17 protein-coding genes are annotated in these 19,315 nt (G+C 71.1%); 11 read left to right on the top strand and 6 right to left on the bottom strand.

Annotation, left to right across the window (positions count from 1 at the left end; translation table 11 throughout):
* Positions 1 to 156 precede the first annotated feature (156 nt).
* On the top strand, positions 157 to 1,794 hold the full coding sequence (locus tag ACZ6S6_RS05875) for an ABC-F family ATP-binding cassette domain-containing protein (protein WP_469704120.1): 1,638 nt from the start codon (positions 157 to 159) through the stop codon (positions 1,792 to 1,794).
* Between the two features lie 131 nt (positions 1,795 to 1,925).
* Here the strand turns inward: ACZ6S6_RS05875 and ACZ6S6_RS05870 are convergent, their stop codons facing one another.
* Together ACZ6S6_RS05870 and ACZ6S6_RS05865 are read right to left on the bottom strand one after the other, a co-directional pair.
* The gene (locus tag ACZ6S6_RS05870) at positions 1,926 to 4,397 is read right to left on the bottom strand and encodes a Tex family protein (RefSeq protein ID WP_469704119.1); all 2,472 of its coding nucleotides are present in this window, start codon (positions 4,395 to 4,397) and stop codon (positions 1,926 to 1,928) included.
* 156 nt (positions 4,398 to 4,553) lie between these two features.
* Positions 4,554 to 5,411 (bottom strand): SCO6745 family protein, encoded by an 858-nt coding sequence (locus tag ACZ6S6_RS05865; protein ID WP_469704118.1) that lies wholly within the window; start codon positions 5,409 to 5,411, stop codon positions 4,554 to 4,556.
* 134 nt (positions 5,412 to 5,545) lie between these two features.
* On the opposite strand from ACZ6S6_RS05865, the gene ACZ6S6_RS05860 reads away from it, so the two are divergent.
* Complete coding sequence (locus ACZ6S6_RS05860; RefSeq protein ID WP_469704117.1) at positions 5,546 to 6,553, top strand: GlxA family transcriptional regulator; 1,008 nt, start codon at positions 5,546 to 5,548, stop codon at positions 6,551 to 6,553.
* A gap of 20 nt (positions 6,554 to 6,573) precedes the next feature.
* Entirely contained in the window at positions 6,574 to 7,209 is a 636-nt protein-coding gene (locus tag ACZ6S6_RS05855) for a DJ-1/PfpI family protein (RefSeq protein WP_362952636.1), read from the top strand.
* Between the two features lie 33 nt (positions 7,210 to 7,242).
* Here the strand turns inward: ACZ6S6_RS05855 and ACZ6S6_RS05850 are convergent, their stop codons facing one another.
* Positions 7,243 to 8,001, bottom strand: coding sequence for an enoyl-CoA hydratase/isomerase family protein (locus ACZ6S6_RS05850; protein ID WP_469704116.1), 759 nt, complete (start codon positions 7,999 to 8,001; stop codon positions 7,243 to 7,245).
* Positions 8,002 to 8,281: 280 nt separating this feature from the next.
* Between ACZ6S6_RS05850 and ACZ6S6_RS05845 the strand changes: the two genes are divergently transcribed.
* Positions 8,282 to 8,737, top strand: coding sequence for an ATP-binding protein (locus ACZ6S6_RS05845; protein WP_362952640.1), 456 nt, complete (start codon positions 8,282 to 8,284; stop codon positions 8,735 to 8,737).
* A gap of 23 nt (positions 8,738 to 8,760) precedes the next feature.
* Here the strand turns inward: ACZ6S6_RS05845 and idi are convergent, their stop codons facing one another.
* From idi to galE, 3 genes are all read right to left on the bottom strand, one after another.
* Positions 8,761 to 9,354 carry an isopentenyl-diphosphate Delta-isomerase gene (gene idi, locus ACZ6S6_RS05840; RefSeq protein WP_362952642.1) on the bottom strand — a complete coding sequence of 198 codons (594 nt, stop codon included), beginning with the start codon at positions 9,352 to 9,354 and terminating at the stop codon, positions 8,761 to 8,763.
* Positions 9,355 to 9,708: 354 nt separating this feature from the next.
* Positions 9,709 to 10,650, bottom strand: coding sequence for a cation diffusion facilitator family transporter (locus tag ACZ6S6_RS05835; RefSeq protein WP_362952644.1), 942 nt, complete (start codon positions 10,648 to 10,650; stop codon positions 9,709 to 9,711).
* Between the two features lie 178 nt (positions 10,651 to 10,828).
* On the bottom strand, positions 10,829 to 11,812 hold the full coding sequence (gene galE, locus ACZ6S6_RS05830; RefSeq protein ID WP_469704115.1) for a UDP-glucose 4-epimerase GalE: 984 nt from the start codon (positions 11,810 to 11,812) through the stop codon (positions 10,829 to 10,831).
* 491 nt (positions 11,813 to 12,303) lie between these two features.
* Between galE and ACZ6S6_RS05825 the strand changes: the two genes are divergently transcribed.
* From ACZ6S6_RS05825 to ACZ6S6_RS05795, 7 genes are all read left to right on the top strand, one after another.
* Positions 12,304 to 13,908: a DUF5941 domain-containing protein gene (locus tag ACZ6S6_RS05825; protein WP_469704114.1), complete on the top strand. Its 1,605-nt coding sequence runs from the start codon at positions 12,304 to 12,306 to the stop codon at positions 13,906 to 13,908.
* Positions 13,905 to 14,642, top strand: coding sequence for a phosphocholine cytidylyltransferase family protein (locus tag ACZ6S6_RS05820; RefSeq protein ID WP_469704113.1), 738 nt, complete (start codon positions 13,905 to 13,907; stop codon positions 14,640 to 14,642). The genes ACZ6S6_RS05825 and ACZ6S6_RS05820 overlap by 4 nt, the downstream gene beginning before the upstream one ends.
* The gene (locus ACZ6S6_RS05815) at positions 14,630 to 15,691 is read left to right on the top strand and encodes an iron-containing alcohol dehydrogenase family protein (protein WP_362952652.1); all 1,062 of its coding nucleotides are present in this window, start codon (positions 14,630 to 14,632) and stop codon (positions 15,689 to 15,691) included. The genes ACZ6S6_RS05820 and ACZ6S6_RS05815 overlap by 13 nt, the downstream gene beginning before the upstream one ends.
* Positions 15,669 to 16,448 carry a CDP-alcohol phosphatidyltransferase family protein gene (locus ACZ6S6_RS05810; protein ID WP_362952654.1) on the top strand — a complete coding sequence of 260 codons (780 nt, stop codon included), beginning with the start codon at positions 15,669 to 15,671 and terminating at the stop codon, positions 16,446 to 16,448. Before ACZ6S6_RS05815 ends, ACZ6S6_RS05810 begins: the two co-directional genes overlap by 23 nt.
* An 8-nt stretch (positions 16,449 to 16,456) precedes the next feature.
* Positions 16,457 to 17,329, top strand: coding sequence for a glycosyltransferase family 2 protein (locus ACZ6S6_RS05805; RefSeq protein WP_469704246.1), 873 nt, complete (start codon positions 16,457 to 16,459; stop codon positions 17,327 to 17,329).
* A 106-nt stretch (positions 17,330 to 17,435) separates the two neighbouring features.
* Positions 17,436 to 18,365: an ABC transporter permease gene (locus ACZ6S6_RS05800; protein WP_362952656.1), complete on the top strand. Its 930-nt coding sequence runs from the start codon at positions 17,436 to 17,438 to the stop codon at positions 18,363 to 18,365.
* Entirely contained in the window at positions 18,358 to 19,140 is a 783-nt protein-coding gene (locus ACZ6S6_RS05795; RefSeq protein ID WP_362952658.1) for an ABC transporter ATP-binding protein, read from the top strand. Before ACZ6S6_RS05800 ends, ACZ6S6_RS05795 begins: the two co-directional genes overlap by 8 nt.
* Positions 19,141 to 19,315 lie beyond the last annotated feature (175 nt).

The following is a 19,315-nucleotide window of genomic DNA, read 5'->3' as shown; positions in this document are numbered from 1 at the left end:
CCGGTCCACTCGATCCAGGGGAAGGACCCTAGCCCAGGCGCGCGGGCACGGCGATGCCCCGGGGGCGACGGTACGCATGACGGCGGGGAGCGTGCCGGTCACGCGGCCGGGGCCCGCCGCCGGCAGCCCCGGCCGCCGATTAGGATCGACACCCTGATGACTGCCACCCTCGTCGCCAAGGACCTCGCCGCCGGACACGGCGACCGCACTCTCTTCGCCGAACTCGACCTCGTGGTCGCTCCCGGTGACGTGATCGGTCTCGTCGGAGTGAACGGCGCCGGAAAATCGTCGCTCCTGCGGCTGCTCGCCGGGCTCGACCAGCCGGAGGAGGGCGAGCTGCGGCTCTCCCCGCCCACCGCCACCGTCGGCCATCTGCCGCAGGAACCGGAGCGGCGCCCCGACGAGACCGTACGGGAGTTCCTGGCCCGCCGGACGGGCGTCGCCGAGGCCCAGGCGACGATGGACACCGCCACCCAGGCCCTCGTCGACGGGACGCCCGGCTCCGACGACGCGTACTCCGAGTCCCTGGAGCGCTGGCTCGCCCTCGGCGGCGCCGACCTGGACGAACGGGCCGAGGAGGTCGCCGCCGACCTCGGCCTGACCGTCGGTCTCGACCTGCCGATGGCCACGCTCTCCGGTGGCCAGGCGGCCCGCGTCGGCCTCGCCTCGCTGCTGCTCTCCCGCTACGACATCTTCCTGCTCGACGAACCCACCAACGACCTCGACCTCGACGGCCTGGAGCGGCTCGAGCGGTACGTCTCCGGGCTGCGCGCCGGCACGGTCGTCATCAGCCACGACCGCGAATTCCTGATGCGCACGGTCACCAAGGTCCTCGAACTCGACCTGGCCCAGCAGCAGATCAACCTCTACGGCGGTGGTTACGCGGCGTACCTGGAGGAGCGCGAGCGGGCCCGCAGGCACGCCCGCGAGGAGTTCGAGGAGTTCGCCGACAAGCGCTCCGCGCTCGAAGGCCGCGCCCTGATGCAGCGCTCCTGGATGGACAAGGGCGTCAGGAACGCGCGCCGCAAGGCCGGCGACTCCGACAAGATGGCCCGCAAGTTCCGGAGCGAGTCGAGCGAGAAGCAGGCCGCGAAGGCCCGCCAGACCCAGCGCATGATCGAGCGCCTCGATGTCGTGGACGAGCCGCGCAAGGAGTGGGAGCTGCGGATGGAGATCGCCTCCGCCCCCCGTTCCGGCTCCGTCGTGGCGACCCTGCGCGAGGCACAGGTCGTGCTCGGGGACTTCGTGTTCGGCCCGGTCTCGCTCCAGATCGACTGGGCGGACCGGATCGCCATCACCGGTGCCAACGGTGCCGGGAAGTCGACCCTGCTGGCCGCTCTGCTCGGCCGCCTCCCGCTGGAATCGGGGCACGCGAGCCTGGGTTCGGGTGTGGTGGTCGGTGAGGTGGACCAGGCGCGGAAGCTGTTCCACGGTACGGAATCCCTGCTGGAGGCGTTCTGCGCGGCCGTCCCCGACACCGAGCCGGCCGAGGTCCGCACCCTCCTCGCCAAATTCGGTCTGCGCGCCGACCATGTGATGCGCCCGGCGACCACGCTCTCCCCGGGCGAACGGACCCGGTCGGCACTCGCCCTGCTCCAGGGCCGCGGCGTCAACCTCCTCGTCCTGGACGAGCCCACGAACCATCTCGACCTGCCGGCGATCGAGCAGCTGGAATCGGCGCTGGACTCGTACACGGGGACACTGCTGCTGGTCACGCACGACCGCCGGATGCTGGAGGCGGTCCGTACGACGCGCCGCGTCGAGGTGGCGGCCGGAAGGCTCACGGAGATCTGACCGACGGCCCCGCGTACATCCCGGCCCCTCCGGCGCTTGAGGGGCGGGGCCCGGACACGGGAAGGGGCGGGGAGGGGAGCAGGCCCGCCGCAGGCGAACCCCTCGCCACCCCGCCCCGATCCGGGCTCCCGCTACCGCTTCTTGCCGCCCTGCTTCGGATCCAGCAGGCCCGCCCGCCGAAGCGCGTCCGCCATCGCCCCGTTGGCCGGAGCCGCGGCCGGCGCCTGACGCCCGCCACCGCCGCCGTTGCCACCGCCGCCACCGCGCCGGTCACGCCCCTGACCGCCCTGACCGCCACGCGGCCCCGCACCGCCCTGCCCCTGCCGCTGCCGCGGCGGACGCCCGCCCCGCTCGGCGCCGGAGCCGCCGGGTCCCGATCCGCCGGACTCGGACCCGGACCCCGCTCCGGCCGCCGGGCCCGAACCCGCCCCCGCCTCGTCGTCCAGCCGCAGCGTCAACGAGATCCGCTTCCGCGGGATGTCGATCTCCATGACCTTGACCTTCACGATGTCACCCGGCTTCACGACATCGCGGGGGTCCTTCACGAACGTCCTCGACATCGCCGACACATGGACCAGGCCGTCCTGGTGCACCCCGATGTCCACGAACGCGCCGAACGCCGCGACATTCGTCACGACCCCCTCCAGCACCATTCCGGACACCAGATCGCCGAGCTTCTCGACGCCCTCCTTGAAGGTGGCCGTCTTGAACGCCGGACGAGGGTCGCGCCCCGGCTTCTCCAGCTCCTTGATGATGTCGGTGACGGTCGGCAGCCCGAACTTCTCGTCCACGAAGTCGTCCGCCCGCAGGGACCGCAGCACACCGGTGTTGCCGACCAGGGAGGCGACGTCACCGCCCGTCCGCTTCACCATCGCCCGGACCACGGGGTACGCCTCCGGGTGCACGCTGGACGCGTCCAGCGGGTCGTCACCCCGGATCCGCAGGAAGCCCGCGCACTGCTCGTACGCCTTCGGGCCGAGCCTGGCCACGTCCTTGAGCCCCTTGCGGGAGCGGAACGGGCCGTTGGTGTCGCGGTGCGCGACGATGTTCTCCGCGAGCCCCGAGCCGATGCCGGAGACGCGTGAGAGCAGCGGCGCCGACGCGGTGTTGACGTCGACCCCGACGCCGTTCACGCAGTCCTCGACGACCGCGTCCAGCGAGCGCGACAGTTTCACCTCGGACAGGTCGTGCTGGTACTGCCCGACCCCGATCGACTTCGGGTCGATCTTCACCAGCTCCGCGAGGGGGTCCTGGAGCCGGCGCGCGATCGAGACGGCGCCGCGCAACGTGACGTCCATGTCCGGGAGTTCCTGCGAGGCGAAGGCGGACGCCGAGTACACGGAGGCGCCGGCCTCCGACACCATCACCTTGGTGAGCTTCAACTCCGGGTGCTTGTCGCACAGCTCACCGGCGAGCTTGTCCGTCTCGCGCGACGCCGTGCCGTTGCCGATCGCGATCAGGTCGACATCGTGCGCCTTCGCCAGCTGCTCCAGCTTCGCCAGCGACTGGTCCCACTTGTTCGCCGGGACGTGCGGGTGGATGACATCGGTCGCGACGACCTTGCCGGTCGCGTCGACGACGGCGACCTTCACCCCGGTACGGAACCCCGGGTCGAGCCCCAGGGTGGCCCGCGTCCCGGCCGGTGCGGCGAGCAGCAGATCGCGCAGGTTCGACGCGAAGACACGTACCGCCTCGTCCTCCGCCGCCGTACGCAGCCGCAGCCGCAGGTCGATGCCGAGGTGGACCAGGAGCCTGGTGCGCCAGGCCCAGCGCACGGTGTCGGCCAGCCACTTGTCCCCGGGACGCCCGCGGTCGTTCACCCCGAAGCGCCGGGCGACCATGTTCTCGTACGAGGACGGGCCGGGCTCCCCGGACGGCTCCTCCGGCTCCAGGACGAGGTCGAGAACGTCCTCCTTCTCGCCCCGCAGCATCGCGAGCACCCGGTGCGAGGGCAGCGCGGTGAACGGCTCGGTGAAGTCGAAGTAGTCCGCGAACTTGGCGCCCGCCTCCTCCTTGCCGTCCCGCACCTTCGCCACCAGCCGGCCCCGCGTCCACATGCGCTCACGCAGCTCGCCGGTCAGATCGGCGTCCTCCGAGAACCGTTCGGCGAGGATGGCGCGGGCCCCCTCCAGAGCCGCCGCCGGGTCCGCGACGCCCTTGTCCGCGTCGACGAAGGCCGACGCCGCGACGAGCGGATCCACCGACGGGTCGTCCAGCAGGCCCGAGGCGAGCGGTTCGAGCCCGGCCTCCCGGGCGATCTGCGCCTTGGTCCGCCGCTTCGGCTTGAACGGCAGATAGATGTCCTCAAGGCGCGCCTTCGTGTCGGCGGCCCGGATCCGCGCCTCCAGCGCGCTGTCGAGCTTGCCCTGCTCCCGCACGGATTCGAGGACCGCCGCACGGCGGTCCTCCAGCTCCCGCAGATACCGCAACCGCTCCTCGAGCGTGCGCAGCTGCGCGTCGTCGAGCATCTCGGTCGCTTCCTTGCGGTAGCGCGCGATGAACGGCACGGTCGATCCGCCGTCGAGCAGCTCGACGGCCGCCTTCACCTGTCGCTCGCGTACGCCGAGCTCCTCGGCGATCCTGCCTTCGATGGACGTCGTCACGGTTTTACCGACTCGCCTTCTCGTACTGGCTGTGCTGGTCGGGCCCCGGGGTCCGCGGTTCGGACCGGTCCTGGGCCACTCGCCTGCATTCTGCCGGGTGGCCGGGCGCCGTGTCGCCCGACCGCCCCATGTACCGGCCGTCGTCCGCCCGGCGGGTCAGCCGTTCAGATCCGCCGGGAACGCGCCGGCCGCCAGCGCCGTGCCGAGGAATCCGCGCCCCAGCTCGGTCAGCCGGGCCACGCCCGGACCGCCGAGCCGCTCGTACGGTGCCAGGTCCATCCGGTCCGTGTCCTCCTCAAGGCCGGTCCGCAGCAGGACACCCGCCTCCGTCAACTCGCCCTCGGCGGTGAGCAGTCCGCGGTCGCGCAGCCGCGCGGAAGCGTCCTCCCAGTCACCGCGGCGCCACCCGCGGGTGGCCAGGATCCAGCGCGGCGGCATGCCCTTGCCGGTGGCGGTGTGGCTGACCAGGGCCTCGACCGGGTCGAGACCGGCCGCGAGGAGCGCGGCGAGGTGGGCGTCACCACGGTGCTCACGCAGCAGTGTCGCGGCATGCCAGTACGCCAGGTGCGGCTGCTCCGGCACCGGGAGATCGGCGTGCGCCGCGTACAGCGGCCGGGCGTGTCGCGTGCAGCCCGCGACGGCGCGGAGCGCCAGCTGGGCGGCCTCGGCCAGCTCCGGGGAGGCGATGGTCTCCTCGCCCAGGAGCCGGCGCAGCGTCGAGTCGACGGCACGCAGCCGCGCCGCCAGCACGGCCTCGGGCGAGGCGATGTCCCAGACGGCGGGCAGGTGCGCGGCCACGAGGTCGTGGTTGAAGTTGTAGAAGGTCGCGGTGACCGTACCGGGGCCGACGGCCCCGAAAGCGGCCGCGCGCGAGGCGAAATACGCGGCGGACGCATCCTTGATTCCGATCCCGCCGAACTCCTTGCCGAGGTCGGGGGAGAAGTAGAGCGCGGAGTGCAGAGGGTTGAGGGCGTTGTGGCAGCGGCGTCCGGCGCGGGGCGGCAGAGTACTCATGCCCGCACGTTACCGACTGGTCGGTACGGCGGGGAACCCCGGGCCGCGCGTGAAGTGCGTCGCGGTCCGTCATGGCAGGAAAGGTGGGGAACCCGTCATTGCGGCCATCCCGGAGGCCGCACAGGATGGCAGGCATGAAGCAGCGAACCGTGCTCGTCGTCCTCTTCGACGGCGTCCAGAGCCTCGATGTGAGCGGGCCGATGGAGGTCTTCGCGGGGGCCTCCCGGTTCCCGGAGGCCCCGTACGAACTGCGCACCGCCTCGCTGGACGGCGCACCGGTCCGGTCGTCGAGCGGGCTCACGCTCGTCCCCGACAGCAGCCTCGCGGACGCCGGGCGCGCCCACACCCTCCTCGTTCCCGGCGGACAGGGCACCCGCGCCCCCGCCCCCGCCCTCGTCGACTGGCTGCGCGAGCACGCCCCGCACGCCGAACGGCTCGTCTCCGTCTGCACCGGCGCCCTGCTGCTCGCCGAGGCCGGACAGCTGGACGGGCACCGGGTGACCACGCACTGGACGCTCTGCGACCACCTCGCCCGCACCTATCCGGCCGTCGAGGTCGACCCGGAACCGATCTTCGTGCGGGACGGCAGGCTGGCCACCTCCGCCGGAGTCACCGCGGGCATCGATCTCGCGCTCGCACTGGTCGAGGAGGACCATGGCCGGGACGTGGCGCTCACGGTCGCCCGGCATCTGGTGGTCTTTCTGCGCAGGCCGGGGAACCAGGCCCAGTTCAGCGCCCAGCTCACCGCGCAGACGGCCCGGCGCGAACCGTTGCGCGAGGTCCAGCACTGGATCACCGAACACCCCGGCGACAACCTGTCCGTCGAGGCCCTCGCCGCCCGCGTCCGGCTCTCGCCGCGCCACTTCGCCCGTGCGTTCCGGGCCGAGACCGGTATGACACCCGGCCGGTACGTCGACCTCGTCCGTCTCGAACAGGCCCGCAGGCTCCTGGAGGACACCTCCGACGGTGTCGCCGGTATCTCGCGGGTGTGCGGCTACGGCACGCCGGAGGCGATGCGCCGCGCGTTCGTCAAGGCGCTGGGCACCGCGCCCGCCGAGTACCGCAGACGGTTCAGTCACCGGCCGGCCGGCGAACCCGTCGACCGGCCGCGCCCCACCGAGTCCGTCACCCTCCCTCACTGACCGAAGGCAGGCAGCCACCCATGCAGATCGCCATCGTCCTCTTCGACCGCTTCACCGCGCTCGACGCCGTCGGACCGTACGAGATCCTGTCCCGTACGCCCGGCGCCGAGACCGTCTTCGTCGCCGAGCGGACCGGCCCGGTGCGCAACGACAGCGGCAGCCTGTCGCTGGTCGCCGAGCGGACGCTCGACGACGTCCCGGCGCCCGATCTGGTCATCGTCCCCGGCGGCCCGGGGCAGAGCGCCCAGATGGAGAACGAGACCCTGCTCGGCTGGCTGCGCACCGCCGATGCCACCAGCACCTGGACGACCTCCGTCTGCACGGGTTCCCTGCTGCTCGCGGCCGCCGGGCTCCTGAGGGGGCGGCGAGGGACCTCGCACTGGCTCGCCCTCGACGCACTGAGGGACTACGGCGTGGAGCCGACCGGGGAACGCGTCGTCATCGACGGCAAGTACGTCACGGCCGCGGGCGTCTCGTCCGGCATCGACATGGGCCTCACCCTGCTGGGCCGGATCGCGGGCGAGCGGCACGCCCAGTCGGTGCAGCTGCTGACCGAGTACGACCCGCAGCCGCCGTACGACGCGGGGTCCCCCGACAAGGCGCCGCCCGAGCTGGTCGAGGAGTGGCGCGCCAAGAGCCGCTTCATCCTCCGGTAGCGGTGAGGGGCATGCCGGGTGAGGCGGGGAGCGTCAGGTCCGGGACGGCCAGGTGAAGCGGGGCGTGCGCCGTTCCAGGAACGCGGCGACCCCCTCGGCGGTGTCGCCGCTGCGGCGTGCCTGGTCCGCCCAGTGGGCGTCCCGGTCCTCGTGCCCCGCGGCGAACTCCTTCGCGGCCGACTGGGTCAGCCGGGAACGGGACACCAGGACCCGGACGTACGCCTCCACCCGCTCGTCCAGCTCGCCGGCGGGCAGCACCTCGTCGACCAGACCGGTCCGCAGCGCCCGGTCCGTACCGATCAGCTCGCCGGAGAAGAGCAGGTGCTTCGCCGTCGCCGGGCCCGTCAGCGCGACCAGCCGGCGGGTCGACGACGCGGCGTAGACGATCCCGAGCCTGGCGGGGGTGACGCCGAACAACGCCCCCTCCTCGGCGAACCGCAGATCGCAGGCGGCCGCCAGCTGGCTTCCCCCGCCCACGCAGTAGCCGCGCACCGCCGCGACGACCGGCAGGGGGAAGGCGGCGAGCGCCTCCTCGGCCGCCACCGCGAGCTCCTGCGGGGCGCCCGAGGGATCGCGGAGGGAGGAGATGTCCGCTCCGGCGCAGAAGGTGTCCCCGGCGCCCGTCAGCACCAGCGCGCGCACCGAGGAGTCGGCGGCCAGCTCTTCCAGCAGCACGGGCAGCGACTGCCACATCGCGGCCGTCATCGCATTGCGCTTGGCGGGGTTGCTGATCACGAGGGTGGCGACGCCGTCCGCGACGGTGAGCTCCAGCCGGGGTTCCGTACGGTCCATGCGCCGGATGCTATCCGTACCGTTCGAACCTGTGATCAAGAAGGGGCCCTCTCGCCCGCCCTGCTCCTCGACGGACTCGGGCTCTTCGCGATCGGGGTGGGGCAGGACCAGCTTTCAGGGGACGAGCAAAAACGGTCCGATAGCTGACGTACCCACAGCTGTCCGGTCAAGTTCTGTCGATAGAGGTCGACTTCTGCTAGTGGCATGGGCCGGGCCGACTACGCCCCGCACTCTGTACTCGACGTGCAGTCACCATCGAGTGGAGAGCGGGTACCGGTCTATGGAGAGCCGCGGGAGTGTCCCCGCCAGGCCCGTGCCGTACGAAGGGGTCTGGCGGTTCACCGCCCCGGCCACGGAAGTCTCCGTACCCCGGGCCCGGCACGCCGTACGCGATCTGCTGGACCGCCAGGGCGTACCCCTGGACGACGAGGTCGCCCAGGGGCTGCTGCTCATCGTCTCCGAGCTGGTCACCAACGCCGTGAAGCACGCGGCGCTGCTCTCTCCGGAGCTCGCCGTGGAGGTGGCCGTGGGTGCCGACTGGGTCAGGGTGTCCGTCGAGGACAACCATCCGTACCGTCCGACGGCGCTGGAGACCGACTACGCGCAGACGGGCGGGCGCGGACTGCTGCTGGTCCGGGAGATCACCCGGGAGGCGGGCGGGGCCTGCGACGTGGAGCACACCGCGGGCGGCGGAAAGGTCATCTGGGCGGCCCTGCCGCTCGGCCCGCGCCCCTGACCCCGCCACGCCGGTGGCCCCGCCTACCAGCCGGCAGCCGGACCGGTCAGCTCCCGGATCGCGGGCCTGGCGGCGTCCAGCACCGTCATGAACCAGGCCGAGAACGGCGCCCGGTCATGCCGTTCGGCCAGTTCCCCGGCCGATACGAACGCCGTCTCGCCCACCTCCTCCGGATCCGGCCGCAGCCGGTCCTGCGCCATGCCCACGAAGAGGTGGTTGAACTCCTGCTCCACCAGACCCGAGGCGGGGTCCGGGTGGTTGTAGCGGACGGTGCCCGCCTCCGCCAGCAGCGAGGGGGAGATGCCCAGCTCCTCGTACGTCCGCCGGGCGGCGGCGGCGAAGGGCGCCTCGCCCGGGTACGGGTGACCGCAACAGGTGTTGGACCAGACACCGGGGGAGTGGTACTTGCCCGGGGCGCGCCGCTGCAGCAGCAGCCGGCCCTGCTCGTCGAAGAGGAACACCGAGAACGCGCGGTGCAGTTGGCCCGGTGCCTGGTGGGCGGCGAGCTTCTCCGCCGTGCCGATGGTGGTGCCGTTCTCGTCGACCAGTTCGAGCATGATCGCTTCTGCTGCGCCGTTCGACGAGGTGTTCGCCGCGGTGGCTGATGTGGTCGGCATACCCATCCTTCGCTGTGGTCCCGGCCCCGTGCGCCGGTCCCGTCGAGTCTGCTCAAGTCTGCCGCACAAAAGCGGCTTGTCCGCACTTCGGGTCCTGGCATGTCCGGCGCCGCGATGCCACGGTCACGGACACACACCTCAGACGCCGAACGCCGCCGGATACTGAATCGTGCCCCGGGGAACCGGCCCGGAATCATCGAGCGCCAGCGCCGTCATCGCCTGGTCCGGCGAGTGTCGTGATCTTTGTCGGTCAACGTGAGAACCCTTGATCGAGAGGGGATTCCACCGTACATCGGGGATTCCGGCGGGCCTCCCGCGCCCGTCGCCCTCTCGCGACCGCGGGCCTTCATGCGCTCAGTGGCAGAGCTTCGCCTCGTGCTCCGCGTGCCCGCTCGGCTCCAGCTGGAAGGTGCAGTGCTCGACGTCGAAGTGGTCTCCGAGACAGCCCTGCAGTTCGTGCAGGAGCTTCTCGTGCCCGATCGAGTCGAGCAGCTCCTGGTGCACCACCACATGGGCGGAGAGCACCGGCATGCCGGAGGTGATCGTCCAGGCGTGGAGGTCATGGACGTCCAGCACTCCGGGCAGTGCCGTGATGTGATCGCGCACCTCACCCATGTCGACACCCTTGGGCGCCGACTCCAGCAGGACGTTCAGCGTCTCCCTGAGCAGCTTCACCGTACGCGGAACGATCATGAGGCCGATGAGCAGCGAGGCGATCGGGTCCGCGGCCTGCCAGCCGGTGGCCAGGATGACGCCCGCCGAGATCAGCACGGTCACCGAACCGAGGGTGTCCGCGAGTACTTCCAGATACGCGCCCCGCACATTGAGGCTGTCCTTCTGCCCGCGCATCAGCAGCGACAGCGACACCATGTTCGCCACCAGGCCGACCAGGGCGAAGGCGATCGTCAGCCCGCCCCTGGTCTCGGCCGGACTGACGAAGCGCTCCACCGCCTCGAAGAGGAGGTAGCCGCCGACCCCGAGCAGCAGCAGACAGTTGGCCAGCGCGGCGAGGATCTCGGCTCGGGCGTAGCCGAAGGTGCGGTTCGGTCCGGCCGGCTTGTTGGCGAAGTGGATCGCCAGCAGAGCCATGCCGAGGCCCAGCGCGTCGGTCGCCATGTGGGCCGCGTCGGCGATCAGCGCCAGGGAGCCGGACAGCAGCCCGCCGACGATCTCCATGACCGTCACGGTGAGCGTGATGCCCAGCGCGATCCGCAGCCGTCCCTTGTACGCGGCGGCCGCCGTGCCGGTGGGTGCGGGGCCGCCGTGCGAATGTCCGTGATCGTGCCCAGCCCCCATGGGGACGCCTCCCGGTCGTCGCGCGGACCCGGACGCGATCGCCCCGGGCAATGCCAGTGAACTACGGGCGGGGGGTATCGGGCAACACGGCAGTGAACACCGTTGTCAACTGCTCTGACCTGCGGAAATGGTTGCAGGTCAGAGCGGTTGACGGGTGATGGTCAGAGCGACGGACAGCTCACGGGGCGGACGGCGCGGGGTGGTGCAGCAGCCAACCCTGCCAGGCCGACGTGACCATCTCGCGCACCCCGCGCCGGGCCGACCAGCCCAGCTCGCCGGAGATCCGGTCGCAGGACGCGACCGCCTTCGACGCGTCCCCGGGCCGGCGGGGCCCGGACTCGGGCTTCCGGTCGAGACCGGTGACCTCCGCCACCAGATCGGCCAGCTCGCGCACCGAGACGCCCTCGCCGCGGCCGATGTTGACGGTCAGGTCCCCGGGTCCGTCCTGCGCGGCCAGCCGCCCGGCGACAGCCAGGTGCGCGTCGGCGAGGTCGGCGACGTGGATGTAGTCACGGATGCAGGTGCCGTCCGGGGTGGCGTAGTCGTCACCGAAGATACGCGGGGCCTCACCGCGGGTCAGCCGTTCGAAGAACATCGGGATCACGTTGAAGACGCCGGTGTCCGACAGCTCCGGCTCGGCCGCGCCCGCCACGTTGAAGTAGCGCAGACAGCCGGTGGACAGCCCGTGAGCCTGCCCGGCCGCCCGCACCAGCCACTCCCCGGCGAGCTTGGTCTCGCCGTACGGATTGATCGGTTCGCAGGGTGCCTCCTCGGTGATCAGCTCCGCCTCCGGTACGCCGTACACCGCGGCCGACGAGGAGAACAGGAAGCTGCGCACGCCGGCGGCCGCGACGGCCTCCAGGAGGACGGTCAGCCCGCCGATGTTCTCCCGGTAGTACAGGAGCGGCTTCTCGACGGATTCACCGACCTGCTTCTTCGCCGCGAGATGGATGACGCCGCTCACCGCGTGCTCCGCCAGTACCCGGTCCAGCAGCGCGCGGTCGGCCGTCGAGCCCCGCACCAGCGGGACCTCGGCGGGCAGCCGGTCCGGGTTGCCGGTCGAGAGGTCGTCGAGAACGACCACCCGCTCCCCGGCCCCCTTCATGGCCCGCACCACATGTGCCCCGATATATCCAGCTCCGCCTGTGATCAGCCATGTCATGCGGGTCAGACTAGGGCCTGGCCGGCCTTGATCCACCGGGCAGGCAGCGGATCCGTCCCACCGCGTTTTGTCAGGCGAGGCAGCCATCGACGATGATGATCGCGGACGGCGCCGCATGATCCAGGTCCGCCCGGAACGGAGCATAAACGGGCAGTGAACTCCCGCTTCCGTTCATCCGATAGCCTCTGCCGACATGCCGCCGGCCCGCATCGGGGCCGTGCCGTCGCGCGCCGACCCATGTCAGCACCAAGGAGTGAGTTCGTCTGTCGACCGCCATTCTCACAGGTGCTCCGGTACCCGGATCGTCCATCGAGGCCGATCTGCGGTCACTGGGCTTCGACGTCCAGGCCGCCGCCGATGTCGGCGAGGCCGCGCGGCTGCTGTCCGCCGTCCCCGCCGACAGGCGGGTCGCGCTCGTCGACCCCCGTTTCGTCGGCCATGTCCACGCCCTGCGGCTCGGACTGACCGACCCCCGCTTCCCCGCCGCCACCGTGCCCGGCGCGCTCACCGTGCAGCCCGAGGCGCGTCCCGCACTGGTCCGCGCCCTGGACAGCACCAGCGCGGCGGTCGGCGCGGGCGTGCCCACCGGCCCGCCCGGCGGCACCGCCACGGTCCTCGACCGCACCGTGCCCGGCCGGCTCGCCGCCACGATGGACGCCGAGGGCGCCGAGGTGCAGCGCCCGGAGCTGGGCTCACTCGTCGCGGCCGTTCCGGTGGACGAGGCCGCCCGCGCCACCGCGCTCCGCGGCGTCGCCGCCGTGGATGACGAGGCGGTCCGGCTGCGCAGCGCCGTCAAGGCCCGCGACGGCTTCTTCACCACGTACTGCGTCAGCCCGTACTCGCGCTACATCGCCCGCTGGTGCGCGCGCCGCGGGTTCACCCCCAACCAGGTCACCACCGCGTCGCTGCTGACCGCCCTGGTCGCGGCCGGCTGCGCGGCCACCGGCACCCGCGGCGGATATGTCGCGGCCGGGCTGCTGCTGCTCTTCTCCTTCGTCCTGGACTGCACCGACGGGCAGCTCGCCCGTTACTCGCTCCAGTACTCGACGATGGGCGCCTGGCTGGACGCCACGTTCGACCGCGCCAAGGAGTACGCCTACTACGCGGGCCTCGCACTCGGAGCCGCCCGCGGCGGCGACGACGTCTGGGCCCTGGCGCTCGGCGCGATGGTGCTCCAGTCCTGCCGCCACGTCATCGACTTCTCGTTCAACGAGGCGAACCACGACGCGGTGGCGAACTCCAGCCCCACCGCCGCCCTCTCCGACAAGCTCGACAGCGTCGGCTGGACGGTCTGGCTGCGCCGGATGATCGTGCTCCCGATCGGCGAGCGCTGGGCGATGATCGCCGTACTGACCGCGCTCACCACCCCCCGGATCGTCTTCTACGCACTGCTCGTCGGCTGCGCCTTCGCGGCCTGCTACACCACGGCGGGCCGGCTGCTGCGCTCCCTGACCCGCAGGGCCCGCCGCACCGACCGGGCCGCCCAGGCCCTCGCGGACCTCGCGGACTCCGGCCCGCTCGCCCAGCTCGTGGCGGCCCGCGGCCCCCGGATCCCGGGCGCCTGGACCGCCCCGGTGGTCGCGGTCGTCGGCGCCGGCGCACTGATCGCCGCCGCGCTCCAGCAGCCCTTCGGCAGCCGGCAGATGATCGTCGCCGCGCTCTTCTACGCGATCTGCTCCGGCATAGCCGTGGCCCGCCCCCTCAAGGGCGCGCTCGACTGGCTCGTACCCCCGGTCTTCCGCGCGGCCGAGTACTGCACGATCCTCGCGCTGGCCGCCCGCAGCGACATCGACGGGGCGCTTCCCGCGGCCTTCGGACTCGTATCGGCCGTCGCCTACCATCACTACGACACGGTGTACCGCATTCGAGGCGGCACCGGCGCGCCGCCCCAGTGGCTGGTGCGAACGATCGGCGGGCACGAGGGCCGCACCCTGGTGGTGGCCGTACTCGCCGCCGTACTCACCGGAGCCTCGGGCTTCACCGTGGCACTCACCGCTCTCGCGGTGGTTGTGGCACTGGTCGTGCTGGTGGAGTCCATCCGCTTCTGGGTGTCCTCCGGGGCACCCGCCGTTCACGACGAAGGAGAACCCGCATGATCGGCCTCGTACTGGCAGCCGGCGCAGGACGGCGCCTGCGCCCCTACACCGACACGCTTCCCAAGGCTCTCGTGCCGGTGGACGGCGAGAAGACCGTCCTCGATCTCACGCTGGCCAACTTCGCCGAGATCGGCCTCACCGAGGTCGCGATCGTCGTCGGCTACCGCAAGGAAGCCGTCTACGACCGCAAGGAGGAGCTGGAGGCGAAGTACGGCCTCAAGATCATCCTCGTCGACAACGACAAGGCCGAGGAGTGGAACAACGCCTACTCCCTGTGGTGCGCCCGCGAGGTCCTCAAGCGCGGTGTGATCCTCGCCAACGGCGACACCGTGCACCCGGTCTCCGTCGAGCGGACCCTGCTGGACGCGCGCGGCAAGGGCCAGAAGATCATCCTCGCCCTCGACACGGTGAAGGACCTCGCCGACGAGGAGATGAAGGTCATCACCGAGGACGGCAAGGGCGTTCAGCGGATCACCAAGCTGATGGACCCGGCCACCGCCACCGGCGAGTACATCGGCGTCACCCTCATCGAGGCAGAGGCCGCCGAGGCGCTCGCCGACGCCCTGAAGACGACGTTCGAGCGCGACCCGGACCTCTACTACGAGGACGGCTACCAGGAGCTCGTCAACCGCGGCTTCACCGTCGACGTGGCACCCATCGGTGAGGTCACCTGGGTCGAGATCGACAACCACGACGACCTCGAGAAGGGCAGGAAAATCGCGTGCCAGTACTGACCCGGCTCATCCCGTCCCCGGTCTTCGTAGACATCAGCCGGGGCGCCATGGACGATCTGGCCGGTCTCCTCGCGGACCAGCGGATCTCCGCCTCCGGCAAGCTCGCGATCGCGATCAGCGGCGGCTCCGGACAGGCCCTGCGCGAGAAGCTCGCACCGGCCCTGCCGGGCGCCGACTGGTACTGCGTCGCGGGCGGCAACATCGACGCCGCCGTACAGCTGGCCGACGACATCAAGGGCAAGCGGTACGACGCCGTGGTCGGTCTCGGCGGCGGCAAGATCATCGACGTGGCGAAGTACGCCGCGGCCCGGGTCGGCCTGCCGCTGGTCTCGGTCGCCACGAACCTCGCACACGACGGACTCTGCTCACCCGTAGCGACCCTGGACAACGACAACGGACGCGGCTCCTACGGCGTCCCGATGCCGATCGCCATGGTCATCGACCTCTCGGTGATCCGGGAGGCCCCCGACCGCTTCGTGCGCTCCGGCATCGGTGACGCGATCTCCAACATCTCCGCGATCGCGGACTGGGAGCTCTCGCACCAGGTCAACAACGAGCAGATCGACGGACTGGCCGCCGCCATGGCCCGTACCGCCGGCGAAGCCGTGCTGCGCCACCCCGGCACCGTCGCCGACGACGAGTTCCTCACCGTCCTCGCCGAGTCGCTGGTGCTCTCCGGCATCGCCATCTCGATCAGCGGCGACACCCGGCCCTCGTCCGGCGCCTGCCACGAGATCAGCCACGCCTTCGACCTGCTCTTCCCCAAGCGGGCCGCGAGCCACGGCGAGCAGGTCGGCCTCGGCGCCGCCTTCGCCATGCACCTGCGCGGAGCCCACGAGGCGTCGGGGCTCTTCGCGGAGGTCCTTCGCCGGCACGGCCTTCCGGTCCTGCCCACGGAGATCGGCTTCACCGCCGACGAGTTCGTCCAGGCCGTCGACTACGCCCCGCAGACCCGTCCGGGACGCTTCACGGTCCTGGAACACCTCAGCCTGTCCACCGACCAGATCAGGGACGCGTACGCCGACTATGCCAAGACCATCAGTAGCTGAACTTCGCCCGGTCGTTCACCCCCCGGGCGTCAAGGACCGGCGCAGCGGTGAACACTGGGCGGGCCGGATCTACATGCGCGAGGTCTCGCTGCGTGTGGACCGGTACCTGGTCAACACCAAGGTCACGCCCAACCAGCTGACCTACCTGATGACCGTCGCGGGTGTGCTCGCCGCTCCGGCCCTGCTCGTTCCGGGGATCACCGGTGCGCTGCTCGGCGTGCTCATGGTCCAGCTCTACCTGCTGCTCGACTGCGTCGACGGCGAGCTGGCCCGCTGGAAGAAGCAGTTCTCGCTGGGCGGGGTCTATCTGGACCGGGTCGGCGCCTACCTCTGCGACGCGGCCGTGCTGGTCGGCTTCGGGCTGCGCGCCGCCGACCTGTGGGGCAGCGGACGGATCGACTGGCTGTGGGCCTTCCTGGGCACACTCGCGGCCCTGGGCGCCATCCTGATCAAGGCCGAGACCGACCTCGTCGGTGTCGCACGCCACCAGGGCGGTCTGCCGCCGGTCAAGGAGGCGGCGTCCGAGCCGCGCTCGTCCGGAATGGCGTTCGCCCGCCGGGCCGCCGGTGCGCTCAAGTTCCACCGGCTGATCCTCTGCGTCGAGGCATCGCTGGTGATCCTGGTCGCGGCCGTCCTGGACTCGGTCAGGGACGACCTCTTCTTCAGCCGCCTCGCGGTCGCGGTGCTGGCCGGCATCGCTCTGCTGCAGACCCTCCTCCACCTCGTGTCGGTCCTGGCATCGAGCAGGCTGAAGTGAGCGCCCCCATGAAACTCGGCGCGGTCATCATCACGATGGGCAACCGCCCGGCCGAGCTGCGCGCCCTGCTCGATTCGGTCGCCGGGCAGGACGGCGACCGGATCGAGGTGGTCGTCGTCGGCAACGGCTCTCCCGTACCGGACGTCCCCGCGGGCGTGCGCACCGTCGAGCTGCCCGAGAACCTGGGCATTCCCGGCGGCCGCAACGTCGGCATCGAGGCCTTCGGGCCGTCCGGCGCCGACGTGGACGCCCTGCTGTTCCTGGACGACGACGGGCTGCTGCCGCTCACCGACACCGCGGAGCTGTGCCGGCAGGCGTTCGGCGCCGATCCCAAGCTCGGCATCATCAGCTTCCGGATCGCCGACCCGGACACCGGGGAGACCCAGCGGCGCCACGTGCCGAGGCTGCGCGCCGCCGACCCGCTGCGCTCGTCGCGGGTGACGACGTTCCTCGGGGGCGCCAACGCCGTACGTACCCGGGTCATCGCCGAGGTCGGCCCGCTGCCCGGCGACTTCTTCTACGCGCACGAGGAGACCGATCTCGCCTGGCGGGCGCTGGACGCCGGCTGGCTGATCGACTACCGCGCCGACATGGTGCTCAACCACCCCACCACCGCCCCGTCCAGGCACGCCGTCTACCACCGCATGGTGGCCCGCAACCGGGTCTGGCTGGCCCGCCGCAACCTGCCCGCGCCGCTGGTCCCCGTGTACCTCGGTGTCTGGCTGCTGCTGACTCTGCTCCGCAGGCCGTCCGGCCCGGCGCTGAAGGCCTGGTTCGGCGGCTTCCGGGAAGGCTGGTCGAAGCCCTGCGGACCGCGGCGCCCCATGAAGTGGCGTACGGTGTGGCGGCTGACCAGACTAGGCCGCCCTCCGGTCATCTGAGAGGCTCGCCTCTGGGAGCATGAGGCGTATTTTTTTTACCGGGACCTGTCCGCCCTGAGCCGCGCCCGCGACTGGCTGCGCATTTTGAATACGAGAGTTTCATCTGGTGAGTGACACAACCCATGATGGTGCGGTTGCGCTGAGCAAGCCGCCATCAGCCGACGACGGCCTGAGCGCGGCCGAGCTGGCCGCGAAATACGGTCTGACAGTCAGCGGTGCCCGGCCCGGACTCCTCGAGTACATCCGCCAGCTCCGCGGGCGGCGCCACTTCATCATGGCGTTCTCCCGGGCCAAGATGACCGCGCAGTACAGCCAGGCCAAGCTCGGGCAGCTCTGGCAGGTGGCCACCCCGCTCCTGAACGCCGCGGTGTACTTCCTCATCTTCGGCCTGATCCTCGGCACGAAGAGGGGGATGACCCAGGAGGTGTTCATTCCGTTCCTGGTGACCGGGGTCTTCGTCTTCACCTTCACCCAGAGCTCGGTGATGGCCGGCGTCCGCGCGATCTCCGGCAACCTCGGGCTGGTGCGGGCGCTGCACTTCCCGCGTGCCTCGCTGCCCATCTCCTTCTCGCTCCAGCAGCTCCAGCAGCTGCTGTACTCGATGATCGTGCTGGTCGCGGTCACCGTGGCTTTCGGCAGCTATCCCCGGCTGTCCTGGCTGCTGGTGATTCCCGCCCTGGTGATGCAGTTCTTCTTCAACACCGGTCTGGCGCTGGTCATGGCGAGGCTCGGGGCGAAGACTCCCGACCTGGCCCAGCTGATGCCCTTCGTCATGCGGACCTGGATGTACGCGTCGGGCGTCATGTTCTCCATCCCGGTGATGCTGGAGAAGAAGCCGGCCTGGATCGCCGATGTGCTGCAGTACAACCCCGCGGCCATCTACATGGACCTGGTCCGGTTCGCGCTGATCGACGGTTACGGCTCCGAGAACCTGCCCTCGCACGTCTGGGCGGTCGGCCTCGCCTGGGCGCTCCTGGTGGGCATCGTGGGCTTCGTGTACTTCTGGAAGGCAGAGGAACGGTACGGCCGTGGCTGAGGACAACACCGGGGCGCGCGTCCCCACCGTGATCGCCGACGACGTGCACATCGTGTACCGCGTCAGCGGCGGCGGTGGCAAGGGCAGCGCCACCGCGGCACTGAACCGGATGCTGCGCCGGGGCAAGGGCGAGGAGCGCGGGGTCCGCAAGGTGCACGCCGTGCGCGGCGTGACCTTCACCTCCTACCGGGGCGAGGCGATCGGTCTCATCGGGACCAACGGTTCCGGCAAGTCGACCCTGCTGCGGGCCATCGCCGGTCTGCTCCCGACCGAGCACGGCAAGGTCTACACCGACGGCCAGCCCTCGCTGCTCGGGGTGAACGCGGCGCTGATGAGCGATCTGACCGGGGAGCGCAACGTCGTCCTGGGCGGACTCGCCATGGGGATGAGCCGCGAGGAGATCCGGGAGCGGTACCAGGACATCGTCGACTTCTCCGGAATCAACGAGAAGGGCGACTTCATCACCCTGCCGATGCGGACGTACTCCTCCGGCATGGCCGCCCGGCTGCGGTTCTCGATCGCGGCCGCCAAGAACCACGACGTCCTCATGATCGACGAGGCCCTGGCGACCGGTGACCGGAAGTTCCAGATCCGTTCCGAGGCGCGCATCCGCGAGCTCCGCAAGGAGGCCGGCACCGTCTTCCTGGTCAGCCACAGCAACAAGTCGATCAGGGACACCTGCGACCGGGTGCTGTGGCTGGAGAAGGGCGAGCTGCTGATGGACGGTCCGACCGACGAGGTCCTCAAGGCGTACGAGCGGGAGACCGGCAAGTAACGCCTCCCCGATTTCCGCAGGGCAGTGGCCTGCGCCGGACGACTCCGGCGCAGGCCACTGTGTGTGTCCGGACCGTGGACCGGACTCCGGGCCTCCACGGCTCGTCGTATGCCGCCCGGCAAGATCTCCTCCCGCCGGATGACGTCAATTTACCTGCGCACGGGGAAAGTTGGCA

Source organism: Streptomyces sp. NPDC048671 (assembly GCF_055587045.1).
This window is presented reverse-complemented; position numbering and strand designations above follow the sequence as displayed.

Excerpts from the sequence above, each read along its gene's own strand:
- ACZ6S6_RS05865 (WP_469704118.1), bottom strand. The coding sequence starts at position 5,411 with ATGAGTACTCTGCCGCCCCGCGCCGGACGCCGCTGCCACAACGCCCTC.
- galE (WP_469704115.1), bottom strand. The coding sequence starts at position 11,812 with ATGACATGGCTGATCACAGGCGGAGCTGGATATATCGGGGCACATGTG.
- ACZ6S6_RS05850 (WP_469704116.1), bottom strand. The coding sequence starts at position 8,001 with ATGGACCGTACGGAACCCCGGCTGGAGCTCACCGTCGCGGACGGCGTC.
- ACZ6S6_RS05805 (WP_469704246.1), top strand. The coding sequence starts at position 16,457 with ATGAAACTCGGCGCGGTCATCATCACGATGGGCAACCGCCCGGCCGAG.
- ACZ6S6_RS05855 (WP_362952636.1), top strand. The coding sequence starts at position 6,574 with ATGCAGATCGCCATCGTCCTCTTCGACCGCTTCACCGCGCTCGACGCC.
- idi (WP_362952642.1), bottom strand. The coding sequence starts at position 9,354 with ATGCCGACCACATCAGCCACCGCGGCGAACACCTCGTCGAACGGCGCA.
- ACZ6S6_RS05835 (WP_362952644.1), bottom strand. The coding sequence starts at position 10,650 with ATGGGGGCTGGGCACGATCACGGACATTCGCACGGCGGCCCCGCACCC.
- ACZ6S6_RS05860 (WP_469704117.1), top strand. The coding sequence starts at position 5,546 with ATGAAGCAGCGAACCGTGCTCGTCGTCCTCTTCGACGGCGTCCAGAGC.
- ACZ6S6_RS05820 (WP_469704113.1), top strand. The coding sequence starts at position 13,905 with ATGATCGGCCTCGTACTGGCAGCCGGCGCAGGACGGCGCCTGCGCCCC.
- ACZ6S6_RS05875 (WP_469704120.1), top strand. The coding sequence starts at position 157 with ATGACTGCCACCCTCGTCGCCAAGGACCTCGCCGCCGGACACGGCGAC.
- ACZ6S6_RS05845 (WP_362952640.1), top strand. The coding sequence starts at position 8,282 with ATGGAGAGCCGCGGGAGTGTCCCCGCCAGGCCCGTGCCGTACGAAGGG.
- ACZ6S6_RS05810 (WP_362952654.1), top strand. The coding sequence starts at position 15,669 with ATGCCAAGACCATCAGTAGCTGAACTTCGCCCGGTCGTTCACCCCCCG.